This is a genomic window from Streptomyces sp. NPDC014727, from assembly GCF_043083485.1.
Taxonomy (GTDB): Bacteria; Actinomycetota; Actinomycetes; order Streptomycetales; family Streptomycetaceae; genus Streptomyces.
The window spans coordinates 62,898-75,999 of sequence record NZ_JBIBYR010000016.1; the positions used below are offsets into that span (position 1 = coordinate 62,898).

At 69.3% G+C, this 13,102-nt stretch carries 9 protein-coding genes and 2 pseudogenes; 5 read left to right on the top strand and 6 right to left on the bottom strand.

Features of this window, described 5'->3' with window-relative positions; genetic code table 11:
• Positions 1 to 110 precede the first annotated feature (110 nt).
• Together ACF1B9_RS24295 and ACF1B9_RS24300 are read left to right on the top strand one after the other, a co-directional pair.
• Positions 111 to 347 (top strand): hypothetical protein, encoded by a 237-nt coding sequence (locus ACF1B9_RS24295; RefSeq protein WP_391743554.1) that lies wholly within the window; start codon positions 111 to 113, stop codon positions 345 to 347.
• Between the two features lie 4 nt (positions 348 to 351).
• A complete protein-coding gene (locus ACF1B9_RS24300; protein ID WP_391743552.1) occupies positions 352 to 885 on the top strand; it encodes a SixA phosphatase family protein in 534 nt (177 codons plus the stop codon).
• Positions 886 to 1,120: 235 nt separating this feature from the next.
• On the opposite strand, the pseudogene ACF1B9_RS24305 reads toward ACF1B9_RS24300, so the two are convergent.
• Positions 1,121 to 1,291 (bottom strand): annotated as a pseudogene (locus ACF1B9_RS24305) (universal stress protein); the annotation flags it as partial.
• 238 nt (positions 1,292 to 1,529) lie between these two features.
• On the opposite strand from ACF1B9_RS24305, the gene ACF1B9_RS24310 reads away from it, so the two are divergent.
• Positions 1,530 to 1,718 (top strand): hypothetical protein, encoded by a 189-nt coding sequence (locus ACF1B9_RS24310; RefSeq protein WP_391743550.1) that lies wholly within the window; start codon positions 1,530 to 1,532, stop codon positions 1,716 to 1,718.
• Positions 1,719 to 1,839: 121 nt separating this feature from the next.
• Positions 1,840 to 1,993 (top strand): annotated as a pseudogene (locus ACF1B9_RS24315) (transposase); the annotation flags it as partial.
• 18 nt (positions 1,994 to 2,011) lie between these two features.
• Here ACF1B9_RS24315 and ACF1B9_RS24320 read toward each other — a convergent pair.
• The 5 genes from ACF1B9_RS24320 to ACF1B9_RS24340 all read right to left on the bottom strand — a co-directional run bounded on the left by ACF1B9_RS24320 (position 2,012) and on the right by ACF1B9_RS24340 (position 12,419).
• The gene (locus ACF1B9_RS24320; RefSeq protein ID WP_391743548.1) at positions 2,012 to 8,371 is read right to left on the bottom strand and encodes an SDR family NAD(P)-dependent oxidoreductase; all 6,360 of its coding nucleotides are present in this window, start codon (positions 8,369 to 8,371) and stop codon (positions 2,012 to 2,014) included.
• A gap of 236 nt (positions 8,372 to 8,607) precedes the next feature.
• Positions 8,608 to 9,924 (bottom strand): beta-ketoacyl synthase N-terminal-like domain-containing protein, encoded by a 1,317-nt coding sequence (locus ACF1B9_RS24325; RefSeq protein WP_391743547.1) that lies wholly within the window; start codon positions 9,922 to 9,924, stop codon positions 8,608 to 8,610.
• A 71-nt stretch (positions 9,925 to 9,995) separates the two neighbouring features.
• The gene (locus tag ACF1B9_RS24330; RefSeq protein WP_391743546.1) at positions 9,996 to 10,262 is read right to left on the bottom strand and encodes a DUF5988 family protein; all 267 of its coding nucleotides are present in this window, start codon (positions 10,260 to 10,262) and stop codon (positions 9,996 to 9,998) included.
• A gap of 513 nt (positions 10,263 to 10,775) precedes the next feature.
• A complete protein-coding gene (locus tag ACF1B9_RS24335; protein ID WP_391743545.1) occupies positions 10,776 to 11,183 on the bottom strand; it encodes a hypothetical protein in 408 nt (135 codons plus the stop codon).
• A gap of 753 nt (positions 11,184 to 11,936) precedes the next feature.
• Positions 11,937 to 12,419 (bottom strand): S8 family serine peptidase, encoded by a 483-nt coding sequence (locus ACF1B9_RS24340; RefSeq protein ID WP_391743544.1) that lies wholly within the window; start codon positions 12,417 to 12,419, stop codon positions 11,937 to 11,939.
• A 92-nt stretch (positions 12,420 to 12,511) separates the two neighbouring features.
• Between ACF1B9_RS24340 and ACF1B9_RS24345 the strand changes: the two genes are divergently transcribed.
• Complete coding sequence (locus tag ACF1B9_RS24345; protein ID WP_391743542.1) at positions 12,512 to 12,784, top strand: hypothetical protein; 273 nt, start codon at positions 12,512 to 12,514, stop codon at positions 12,782 to 12,784.
• The last annotated feature ends 318 nt before the right edge of the window (positions 12,785 to 13,102 follow it).

The window sequence follows — 13,102 nt, forward strand, 5'->3', positions numbered from 1 at the left end:
TGGGGGCAGTGCCTTGTGTCACCGTCGCAGTCGAATCGACACCTGTCACCCTCACGCCACATGACGTCGTCGATGCCGAACGGACGCTTCTACGGTGGAGGGAACGGGCGGTGCAATGGGCGTGTCTTCCCTCGAAACCGGCCCCGGAGAAGTTCAGTCGCGGGGCCGCTGACGCGCTGGCGGCCGACCTCGACACTCCGGCCGTTCTCGATCTGCTACTCCGCGCCGAGGCGGCCGTCGGCATGCCCGAGGGTGCGAAGTTCAAGACCTTCGCCTCTCTGGACCGGATACTCGGCCTGGAACTCATACGCGCGATCGGGCGCGTTCCACTGTCTGAAGCGGGGTGAGACCGTGCCCGGGTTCGTTCCGGCCCGACTGATCGTGCTTCGGCACGCCAAGTCAGCCTGGCCGGACGGTGTACCCGATCAGGAACGCCCGCTCGCGGGCCGGGGCCGCCGGGACGCCCCCGCGGCCGGACGCTGGTTGCACGAGGCACACTGTGTGCCCGACCTGGTCATCTGCTCGACCGCCCGGCGTACCCGGCAGACGTGGGATCTGGTCGCGGCCCAGTTGGACGCGTCGCCGGAGGTGGTGTTCGAGCCGCGGGCGTATGAGGCGAGCGCGTCCGCCCTGGTCGCCGTCGTGCGCGAAGTCCCGGAGCGGTGGCGGACCGTGTTGCTGATAGGCCACCAGCCCGGCGTGCAGGACGTGGTCCTGTCCCTGGTGGGAGGCGGGGACGACGAGGCACTTGCGCGAGCCCGCGAGAAGTTCCCGACCTCCGCTGTCGCGGTACTGGAGCTGCCGGGCACATGGGCCCAGCTCGCCCCGGGCACGGCGACGCTCGCTGATTTCGCCGTCCCCCGCGGCTTCGCCGCCACGCCTTGAGGACTCCCGCCTCCCGCCCCCAGCAGCCCGAACAGCAGGACGCCGACGACGATGCCGGTCTGGTCGTCTCGACCTGGAGGACGCCGCCGCCGACAAGGACGTGGCGCGCGATGCTGGCGCAGGCGGAACGGACGGGCATCGCTCGCTGAGAGCGGCGGGGGCGGATCCTCGTCCGCCCCGAGGATCCGCCTCCCGTACTCACGGTGTGACGAGGGCCTGGCATCGGACACCACGCTCACTGCCCGCCGTCACGAATCACCACGACCGGACAGGCAGCGTGCTGAGTGCAGTGATGGGCGGCCGATCCCAGCATGAGTCCCGCAAAGCCTCCGAGGCCTCGGCTGCCGACCACGAGCAAGGAGGCGTCACGGGCCGCGTCGAGCAGCACACTGGCGGGAGTGCCGTAACACGACAACGATGCGCCCTGTCTCTCCCGACTGGTCAGCCATGGTCCCTCCTCGGCTCGACGGTTGCGGCGGCCGCACCGGGGCCGCGGCCCGGCCGCCTACGGGCTTGGCCTCCAGCCTCACGCCGAGCGCAGCCACGAGTCGCTGAGCCAACCGGGCGAGCGGGAAGCCTCGCAGGTGACTGCGGGCATGGCCGAGGGCCCACCGCCGTGGCGACTCAGTGGAGGAAGCACCGAAATGTCCCTCAATGCCGAGTCCCGCTCACCGTGCATCGTGGTCGCAGGTGTCTCCGGGACCGGCAAGGCGACAGTAGCCCGCCTGCTGGCCGACCGGCTGGGCATCCCTTTCGCGGAGGCGGACGGCTTCCACCCGCCGGCCAACATCGCCAAAGTGTCGGTCGGCGTCCCACTCGACGCCGACCCCTGACGCGATTACCGATACGGCCATGGGCCCCCTGTCCGGGCCGGCCGGAGAAGCTCGCGAATGATCTGCTCCTCCACGCCGCAACGGCGCAGCAGGCGGCCTTCGGCTGAGCATGTGCTCCGACCAAGGAACACACCAGCACATTCCTGTTCCCGGCCGGCCGTACTCGGTGATCTGCGCGCTGGAAACGGGCCGCAGTTCATGGACCGCACCACCGGACGCGCTGCATCTGGCCCCTGGTGACGACGCCGCGAGCATCACCGCCGGGCAGATGCGTGAGCCAACCTGCCCGAGTGCTACTGGTCAGTGTCGGGAAGGGTCGGTTCATCCTGTGGTGCCAGGCCCATGTGGATGGCCAGGGCCGTGGCGAGGGAGGCGATGGTGGGATGCTGCCAGATGAAGTTGCCGGCGAGGCGGACGGCGAGGTCGTTACCGAGGCGAATGCGCAGCTCGGTGGCCAGGAGAGAATCGAAGCCGAGGGATTTGAGGGGGGTGTGCGGGTCCAGCGTGCTGCTACCGGTACGCAGGATCGCGCGAATGTGGTCGGCCAGGTAGCGCTCCAGGGCCGTCTGGCGAGCGATGCCGGCAGGCAGGGTCTCGAGGCGGGCGCGAATGTTCGCGGCGCCGCCCGCGGAGTGCTTCGCGGCGTCGACACCGTCCGTGGCGGGTTCGGCGCCGTCGCCCGGAGCCGGAGCGAGGAGGGCGAAGAGGCTGGAGTGCGCGGCCGCGCCGGGGATCCAGGTCTGAGGCGGGCCGGGGATCACGGCTGTCTGGGCCCGTTGGTGGGTGAGGAGGGAGTGCAAGGCCTCCAGGCCCTTGCGGGTGGGGATCGTCTCGTAGCCGCGCTCGGCGAAGTCGACGGCCTGCCCCGTTTCGCCCCAGGGACCCCAGTCGACGGCCAGCGTGCGCAGTCCGCTGCGGGTGCGCCAGGTGGCGAAGGCGTCGAGCCAAGCATTGGCCGCCGCGTAGGTTCCCTGTCCGGCGTTGCCCAGCAGGGAACTCATCGACGAGTACAGGACGAACCAGTCCAGTGAGTGGTCCATGACGGCCCGGTGCAGGTTCCAGGCACCCGTGACCTTCGGGGCCCATACCCGTTTGAGCTGGTGGTCGCGGACGGTGGTCAGCGCGGCATCGTCGAGGACCATGGCGCAGTGCACGATCCCGCGCAAGGGCATACCCCCCTTGGTGGCCGCCGCGACCAGTCTTTCGGCGGTGCCGGTCCGGGAGATGTCACCGAGGACGACCGTGGTGCCGACGGTGAGGTTGTTGACGGTTCGTGCGGCTTCGAGCGACGCGGGTCGGCGGCCGTTGAGGATGATGCGGCCGGCTCCCTGCTCAGCCAGCCAGCGGGCGGTGGCCAGTCCCAGACCTCCCAGACCGCCGGTGATGATGTAGGCCCCGTCGGCGCGGACGACGGGTGGGCCGTCCGGCATGACGGCGATGGCCTCTCCCCGGTCGGGGACGGTCAGCACGATCTTGCCGATGTGCCCGGCACGGGCCATCAGGTGGAAGACGTCGGCTGCACGATCGAGCGGATACTCGGTGCACAGGAGCGGTTTGAGCCGCTTGGCGGCGATGTGGTCCATGACCTCGCGCAATACCGTGGCGAACAACTCCGGGCGCCGCTGCTGCAGTTCGATGAGGTCGACGGTACTGAAGGTGATGTTGTGGCGCAGCGGGGCGAGTCCGAGGGCGGCGTCGGCCATGATGTCGCGTACGCCGAGCTCGATGAACCGACCGAACGGGCGCAGGCTTTCGAGCCCGGCGCGGACGGCAGGGCCGGCCAGGGCGTTGAGGACGACGTCGACCCCCTGCCCGTCGGTGGCTTGGCGGGTCTGTTCGGCGAAGTCCAGGGTGCGCGAGTCCATGACGCAGCGGATCCCCATGCCGCGCAGGTGGTTCCGTTTCTCCTCGGTGCCGGCCGTCGCCAGGACGTCCGCGCCCAGGAGTCGGGCGACGGCGATCGCAGCCAGGCCGGTGCCTCCGGTGGCGGAGTGAATCAGTACGCGTTCGCCCGGGGCGAGCTGTGCGACGTGCCGCAAGGCGTACCAGGCGGTGAGGAACGCCGTGGGCAGTCCTGCCGCCGTGGCGGGCGCCAAGCCCTGCGGCACGGGGATGACGGCGGTGGCGGGGAGGGTGATGAAGGAACCGAAGGCGCCGCCTTCGAGCTGGACGGCAAGCACGGCGTCCCCGGGGCGGAGGTGGTCCACGCCGGGTCCCACGGCGCTGACCTCGCCCGCACACTCGAAGCCGATGCGGTAGCGGGTGGCCGGCTCCGAACCCAGCATGCCGAGGGAGGTCAGGACGTCGCGGAAGTTGAGGCCCGTGGCATCGACGCGCACTTCGACCTCGCCTTCGCCGGGACGGCGGCGGTCGGTCGCAGCCAGTTCCAGACTGTCGAGATCGCCGAGCCGTCCGACGCGCAGGCGGAACCCGTCCTGCCCGAACCGGACGGTTCGGGTGGCACGGGCGGTGCGTTCGGTGGGGGTGATGGGAGCGCGGTCGATGCGCGCAACGTATCGGGTGCCACCGCGCAGTGCGACCTCGTCTTCGGGCGCGTCGGCGAGGAGTTCGGCGGCCAGAGCACGCAGACCTTCCTCGCCGGGGTCGGTGTCGACGAGGGTGGGTCGCATGCGAGGCTGCTCGACGGCCATGACGCGTGCCACGCCGCGCACTGTGCTGTGAGCCGGGTGACCGGCCTCGTCCGCCGTGACGGCGCATGCGTGCCAGGTGACGGCATACAGGCGCCATGCTCCGCAGTGCTCCTCGGCGGCCTGAGCGAAGGCGAGCAGCCGCCGGGCCTGTTGCTGTGCGCCCTGGACGGGGTCGGTGTCGGGGGCCGACGGTGTGCCGGACAGCAGGACTACGGCGCGCCAGGGGTCCGTTCCGGTGGCCAGGTACCGGCCGAACGTGTCGGTCAGGGTTACGAGTTCCTCCCCGTCCGACGGGCATTCCCGCGCCTCGCACCGTGCACCGGCGGCACGCAGGAGCGCGGCCAGGCGTTCGGCCTGGCCGTCGCCCTCGTCCACGACGAGCCAGTTCCCGGGCGGGGTCAAAGCGGTGCCGGGAGGGGGGACGTGGTACCAGCCGAGTTCCATGAACCACTGGTCGACGGCGGTGCTGTCGGCGGGTTCGTGGCGGCTGAACCGCACGCCGTCGAGCGCGAGGACGGGCCGGCCGTGGGCGTCCAGGACACGGACGTCTCCGACGAGCGTCGTGTCGCTCTTCTCGGTGACGCGCGCGTGGGCGTGGACGGCCTGCGCGGGGTCGCCGAGGATCCGCAGGGTGCGGACCTGGACCGGCAGGATCGGTGCGGGCGCGCTTTCGAGGCCGACTCCTGCGACCAGCAATTGCAGACACAGGTCGAGGAGGACGGGGTGGACGCTGAGGGCGGGTTCGGGGGTGCGGGCAGTGGACGGCAGCTGGATGTCGGCCCAGAAGCTGTCCCGGCGGCTCGTAGTACGCAGAGTGGTGATGCCGGTGAAGGCGGGGCCGTGCTCAAGTCCGCAGGCGCGCAGCCTGGCATAGAGCCTGGCGGGATCGAGGGGTACGGGGTGCCTGTGGCCGAGGCCGGGCAGGGATGTGGCACGGGTGTCGTGGGGTGCGAGTACGCGGCGGGCGAGGGCCGTGGTGTGCAGTTGCCAGGAGCCGTCCGGGTTGCGGGAGTGGATCTCGCAGGCGGCCTGCTCGCCGGTGGTGAGCGTGACGGTGGTGCTCATCTCGGTGTCGTCGTTCAGTCGCAGCAGGTCATGGAAGGTGATGTCGGTGAGGCCGATGTCCGTGGCCGCACCGGTGAGTGCTGTGCGGGCCGTGGTGTGGAGAAGGGCGCAGAAGCCGGCGCCGGGGAGGACGGAGGTGCCGTGGACGTGATGGTCGTCGAGCCAGGGCAGATGGCGGGCAGGAGCGGTGGCGTGCCAGGTGTGGCGGATCTGGTCGCCAGGGATCTCGGTGTGCCGGCCGGGCAGGGCATCCGCGCCGTCCGACGGTGCCTGGCCGGCGGCCCAGTGGCGAGTGCGATCGAAGGTGATGGTGGGGGCGTCGGCCAAGCCGCCGTCGCCGTACAAGAGGGCCCAGTCGACGGTACCGCCGTTGCAGTGAAGGGTTGCCAGCTGGGTTCGGAAGGTGGTGGGTTCGTCCTGCGCGCGACGCAGGGTGGGCAGAACCACCGCATCGGGGACCAGTTCGGCCAGACTGCCGGTGAGGGACTGGGTGACCACGGGATGGGGTGAGATCTCGATGTAGACCTGGTGGCGGTCCAGGGCGGCGGCAGCGACGGCAGGATGGAAGCGGACGGGGCGGCGCAGGTTGTCGCACCAGTAGGCGGCATCGAGGAGGGGGCTGTGCCGCGGATCCTCGGCCACGGTGGAGTAGAAGGGGATACGAGGTGGACGGGGAGCCAGACCAGAGAGGGCCTGGTGGAGGTCGGTCAGGAGCGGGTCGACGTGAGGGCTGTGGGAGGCGACGTCGACGGCGATGGGCACGGCGGGGATCCCGCGCTGGTCCCATAGGCTGATCAATTGGGCGATCTGGTCGGCGTCGCCGGAGATGATGGTGGTGTCAGGTGCGGCCAGGACCGCCACGGACACGGCGTCGGCCCCGACGTCGACAAGGGCGGCCTCCACCGTGGCCTGATCCAGGTCGACGCTGGCCATCGCTCCCGTCCCGGCGATCCGCTCCAGCAATGCCGAGCGACGGCAGATGACGCGGACACCGTCGGCGAGGGTGAGGGCTCCGGCCACGACTGCGGCCGCGGCTTCTCCCATGGAATGGCCGATGACGGCGGCGGGTCGGACGCCGTGTGCCTGCCAGGCCGCGGCCAGGGCGATCTGCAGGGCGAAGAGGACCGGTTGAATGCGCGGGCATCCGGTGACGGGTTCGCCGGCCCGGATCAGCTCCAGGGCGGAGAAGCCCGCTTCCTTGCGGATGAGCGCGTCCACGTCGGTCAGAGCCTTGGCGAAGGCCTCGTTCTGGGCGAGGAGTTCGCGGCCCATGCCGGGCCATTGGGAGCCCTGGCCGGAGAACACCCATACGGGCTTGCGAGGGGCGGTGACATCGGCTGCGCCTGAGATGAGGGCCGGATGCGGCAGGCCGTCGGCGAACAGTCGGAGCGCATCGACGGTGTCAGCGCGGGAACGGGCGACGACCGCGAGGCGTCCTCGGCCGGGGCTGCGGCGCAGGGCCAGGGTGTGGGCGACGTCCCGCAGCGGGACGGTGGCACCGTCCGCGTCCAGCCAGTCGACCAGACGGCGGGCGGCAGTCGGCAGGGCCCGGTGGGATCCGGCCGCGACCAGGATCACTTCGGGCGGTGCGGTCCGGGGCCGCCGGGGGGCGGGCAGGCGGGCACGACGGCTGGGCTTCGGAGGCTGCTGGAGGATCACATGGGCGTTGGTGCCGGAGAAGCCGAACGAGGAGACCGCGGCCAGCCTGACCGGCTGCTTGCCGGGCCATGGGGTGCATGTGACCGGGACGAAGAAGCGGGTGCCGTTCGCGGTAATGGCCGGGTTCCACCGCGTGAAGTGCAGGTTGGGAGGAATGATCCCGTGCTGGAGGCACAGCACGGTCTTGATCAGTCCGGTGATGCCTGCGGCGGGCTCCAAGTGGCCGAGGACGGTCTTGACCGAGCCCAGGGCGCATGGGGAGAGGCCGTTGCCGTACACGGCGGCCAGGCTGGCGAACTCGACGGGGTCACCGACGGGGGTGCCCGTGCCGTGGGCTTCGACCAGCGAAATCCGGGCCGGGTCGGCATCGGCCCGGTCCAGTGCCGTGCGGTAGAGGGCCTGTTGGGCGGTGAGGGACGGGGCGGCGAGGCCGTCGGAGCGGCCATCCTGGTTCACGGCCGATCCGCGGACGACGGCGAGGATGCGGTCGCCGTCCCTGCGGGCATCGGCCAGGCGCTTGAGGACGACGACGCCGCAGCCCTCGCCGCGGACGAATCCGTCTGCGGCGGCGTCGAAGGTGTGGCAGCGCCCGGTCGGGGACAGCATGCCCATCCTGGCGAAGGACCGGGTGACGCGCGGGGCGAGCATGAGAGTGACGCCGGCGGCCAGGGACAGGTCGCACTCCTCACGGTGCAGTGCCTCGCAGGCCAGGTGGAAAGCAACCAGAGAGGACGAGCATGCGGTGTCGAGGGTGATGCTGGGGCCGTGCAGGCCGAGGAGGTAGGAGACGCGACCGGCGGCGACGCAGTGCCCGTTCGTCAGGATGGACCCTTCGAGCTCCTGGGGGCGGCCGGCCAGTTGGTCCATGTAGTCGTTGTAGCTCAGGCCCGCGAAGACGCCTGTCGGAGAGCCGGTGAGACGGTCGGGTGGCAGTCCGGCATGTTCCAGGGCCTCCCAGACGACCTCCAGCAGCAACCGGTGCTGGGGATCGAGTACGTCGGCCTCGCGACCGGAGACCCCGAAAAAGTCCGCGTCGAACCGCGAGACGTCCTTCAGGTAGCCGCCTCGGCGGAAGGCTGGTTGCGCGTCGGCCGACGGTCCGTGCCCCGGGTTCGTCATCTCGCGGCCGGGTGGAGGAGCGCCCACCGCTTCTCGGCCCGCCATCAGCAGACGCCATAACGCGGCCGGGGAGTCGGCGTCTCCGGGGAGCCGGCAGCCCATGCCGATGACGGCGATGGGCGCGTTCGCCGGGCGACGGGGATGACTGTTGTTGGCCACGGGAGTCTCCTTGTCGTTCGTGGGAAACGTGGGGGGATGTGTGGCGGCTTGGGGGAAGGGGTGTGCCGTGCGGCCGGCGGGGCAATGCGCACCGCAGTGCATGTGTGAGGGGGAGGACCCTCCGGACCAGGCCCGCGGGAAGCCCTGGGGAACCGCGGAGTGGGGCCCGGGTGGTCGCCGGCGTCGTGGCGACGACCCGTGAACAGGAAGGAGGCCGTCCAGCGAAGGGCGGCGGCTCAGACCTCGGGGCTTCCCAGCAGGATCGCGCTTTTCACGCCCCCGACCTGGTAGTTGAAGCTGAAGGCGTAGTCGAAGTCGAGGGGGCGGGATGCTGTCCCCGGAACCGGATCGAAGGTCAGATGGTCCGCCGGTTCCTCGCAGTTGGCAGTGGGACACACCTGACCGTGGTTCATCATGAGCAGGGTCAGAGCCACCCCGAGACAGCCTGCCGGGGCACCATTGTGGCCGAAGCAGCCCTCCTGCGAAGTCATGAGCAGGTCACGCGACGCAGGTCCGTACAGCTCCCTGATCGCGTTCGCCTCGAACGCCGTGACCACGACGTTGCCGTCGCTGCCACCATGGATGTAGGGCACCTGGGCGATCTCCCAGTTGTCACCGAGGCATCGCCGCACCGCAGAGACCAGTGCCACTCCGGTCTCGTCGCAGGCCAAGGGATTGGCCAGCCCGTCGCGGGTGGTGGCCTGCGACAGGACCTGCCCGTAGAGGCGGGCATCCCGACGGGAGGCGTGCTCCCTGCTCTCCATGATGACGGTCGCGGACCCCTCGCCATGGTTGATGCATTCGGCACGCCGGTCGTACGGACGCATCAGGGCGTCGAACGACGGCAGCAGGCTGGGCATGTCCTGGGACCGCATGGCGTCGTAAGTCCCCTGGGCCCCGCTCAGCAGGCGCTGGATGTTACGGATGAGCGTAACGCTGAAGACGTCGACCCCAGTCACCACGGCGACATCGACCTCACCGGCGGCGATCAAGCGCTTCGCGTTGCCGATCTGGAGGGCCGAGGATGCGCAGCCGCAGGAGACGGTGAAGTTGGCGCCCTTCGACCGAGTGAGCGCGCCCTGGACCAGCGCGACGTCCGAGGGGGTGACGGCCTGCTCTGCCGCGACGAACATCTCCAGCGCCTCCATGACCGGAAAGGTCACGGGGTCGGCCCTGAGGACGGCGAGATAGCTGTCGATGTTGGCGTCCACGCCGCCACGACCCACCAGAATGGCCGCCTCTTCCAGGTCGCGCTGGACTTCGAGGCCGGCATCCGCGCACGCCTGCGTCAGCGACACCAGTCCGAAGCGGTGGGCGTCCGTGTAGTGGCGTGAGAAGAACTCGGGAATGCCGGGCACACGTTCATCGAACGCGTCGTTCGGCAGATCCACGCTGCCGTAGTAGACGCCGTTCTTGATGAGGCAGGACGTTCCGGTGGATGCGACTCTCCAGAGATCGTCCGCGGTGAACACCGGAGACGCCGAGCCCGGAAGGCACAGCCCGATACCGGTGACCACGGCCTCCCGGGCCCGCCCTCCGGTCGGCCGCGTCACGAGTCACCCGCAGTTACCAATGGATTGATCATGGAATTTCCCCTTCGGAATCACAGGATGGGATTATGGGATCATTCGGCCACGTAAGTGCGGCGACACCAGCGATAGACAGGCAACTGCTCGCCCTCGTACAAGGAGTAGCAGCCCGAAAAATCGAAGTGTTCATAGGCGTTGCCACACAGGATCTTCACTTTGGGTTCGGCCTCCACGGACTCGACTTCCCATACGGCGGGAACGGGAACCCAGTCAGGGCCTCCGGAAAGCTTGACCCGAACAAATTCAGACAAATCCAACTCCGGTGTCAGTTGACGGGAATAGGGCAGCTGATCACACGTCATTCCCTGTTCTTTCTGTGGATGCGCGCTTCACCCCCCGGCGTTTCGTCTGGCGGCCAGATATAGAGCAATTTCGGGTTCTCGGCCGCGAGTGGGAATCAGGGAAATACGGGAAACAGGCACGAGGACTCCATGTGGCAGGCTCGGCACAGGGAATCGAGAAAGGCAGCGCCCGGCGCGATGACCTCACCATGCACTGAAAAGAGCCCTTTCTTTTCGGACATGCATGTACGCCTGCAGCATGACTGAGCGCCGCATCAGCTCGGAGAGAAGGCGTATGGCGACCTCGGTGACGCGGAATCGCGGGCCGAAAGCCCGGGCCGTGCGGAACACGCCGGCTGCGCCTGGAGAGGAACGAGCGGCTTGTCACCCCCGGGCCCGACCACTCACCGCCGCCACAGCGACGGTGAGTGGTCGGCCTGCACGTCGGGCTCCGAACCGGGTACCTGACGATTCGGCGGCGGCAGGATCGGCAGGGGCGGGAAGCCTGGTCACAGGCGCCCGCCTGTGCGCCGGTCAGGTCGCGTTGGCCAGCGCCTGGGTGATCGACGAATCGGTCGCCTGCTCGGAACTCAGAGCGGAACCGGAGGCTCCGAGCAGGTTGGACACGATGGCGGTCGCGTTGGCCCCGGAAGCCGTGAGGATGTTGGCCCCCACCACCGGCGACTGTCCGACGCAGTCGCCGAGCGCCGCGACGAGCGAGGTAGCGGTGGTCAGGTTGTTGGCGAAGGCGGTCCTGGTGTCGTTGGCCTGGTCGGCGGCGACGGCGGCGTTGTTGGACGCCTGTGCGGCCTGCAGATCACTGACACAGGGGGAGGCGGTCGCGGCGGCGGGGGCCGCCACGGCCAGGGGGGCGATGCCCACTACGGCACCCGCCGCCATGGCGGCGGTGACAGTGGCGGCGGCAAGACGAGAACGGATCATGCTGACACTCCCTGGAGATGACGTACGCACTCATTGGCAACGACGTCGGCGGAGCGGTACTTTTCTCCATCCAAGGGGAGGGCCTGCTCAGGGAACGAGAACACAACCTGATCGTCCGCGCACTTCACGTGCTGGGAGCGACGACAGGAACGGGTAGCAGTCACACCCCCGGGAAGGGATGGGCAACCCGCCGGTTCGTAATCCAGTAGTGGGGCACGAACGAGTGACATCTCAAGAGAGGTGACCCCCGAATCACTCGATCGGAGTACCGTGCGAAGTAGAAATCAAACGCAACAAAATTCACTGCCGGAACAGCAGTGTGCACACTGAACCGGTGGCTGCAACGCTCCCGAAATGCGGCCACCAGCGGAAACCGTGTGACGAGCTGCCGGAATCATGGGCCGACGCCTTGCGGCGGCGACGGCGCCTTCGGAATTACCCGCTGGAACGGCCCCCGCAACCCGTCCGACGCCGGGCGCTCATGAATGCCACCGCGGCAACGTCGAATGAGTCGGATGAGATGATCTGATGGTCGGCCACTCCATGCGCGGCCCTGAGCGACCAAAACCTCCGGACCGCCCGTTCGACCCTTTTTCAGACACGCGAGTGACCGAACATCTCATCATATCGACATGGGCCATTCGGGTATTATTCCCCTGTCACCCATTGCAGTCATATGCCAATTCAGCGGATAACGGTTGCATCCAACGGTGGGCCGCCCATCCTCTCGCGGGGCAGTGGCCGCCCAATCGATCAGGCGTCGGGATTCGTGCCGGCTGCTGAAGGATGGGCTACCGCAATGGGCACTTCGTGAGGGGAGTTGGATGCGTCAGTCGGCGTCGCCTGACGCCGGCTGACGCTTAGGATCCAGCGCCCGCTCAAGCGCGTCGCGGTGAGAAGGCGTGAACGCGGTGCTCCCAGACCACGACCAGCGGTGGCCGCGCTGCCGCCGGCCTTGGCCGCCAAGACGCCGACGCCGGGGGCAGAGATGTCCGGCTTGAGGGCGTAGTCGTTGTAGCGCGGGCCCATCGAGGAGAAGGACGCCCGCTTGTCGGCGGAGTCCACGGCCGCGACGGTCAGTGCCTCGTCGGCAGCGCCGGGGCCGCCGATCGCCGTCTCGGCTGCGTAGTTGCCGGCCGCGACGACGAACAGCGCGCCACTGTCCTCGGTGAGCCGGTTCACCGCCTGGCTCATCGGGTCGGTGCCATCGCTGGGCATCGAGGAGCCCAGACTCATACTGAGTGCCGATCCGGCCGGCCAGGTCGGGGTGGTTGAGGTCGGCGCCAGTGTCCAGCACGGCGACCTTGACGCCCGTGCCGTCATAGCCCTTGTCCCAGGCGGCGGGCGCGCCGATCTGCGCGGTGCTGTCCTTGAGGGTGGCCTTGACCCGGCCGTCCAGCCAGATCTTCGACAGCCCGTCACTCAGCTTGGGCGCGGTGGACTTCGCGGCGGACGCGGCGGGGGCGACCGAGGTCCACAGCTCACGGGCCTGCTTCTTCGCCGCCCGGACGGACGTGACGTTGATGGCCGGCAGCGACCGGACCTTCTTCGTCCCGGTGGGCGGCGCGGTCCGGGCGGACGGCGCGGCCGAGGAACGGTAGCCGAGGATCAGCGGGATGCCGTCGCTGTGCTTGTCGTCGTAGCCCTGCTCGAACAGGTCGGTGACGTTGAACAGCCGCCGGTCCAGCCGGCTCGCGGCCAGGTAGGGCAACGCCTCGTCCGGGAAAGTCATGCACCGGTCCTATCGGTCCGACACCTGCGGGGGAACAGCAGTCCGGTGGCACCAAAGCACCACGTCCCACATGTGCCAGCGCGGCCGACGTGCCACGGTACTTGCCCGGAGTGCGGTGCGCGGCGCCCTTTCCGGGGTGGCCTGGCGGCGTGGTCCCGATTGTTGCGGAGTCCGGCCGATGTCGACA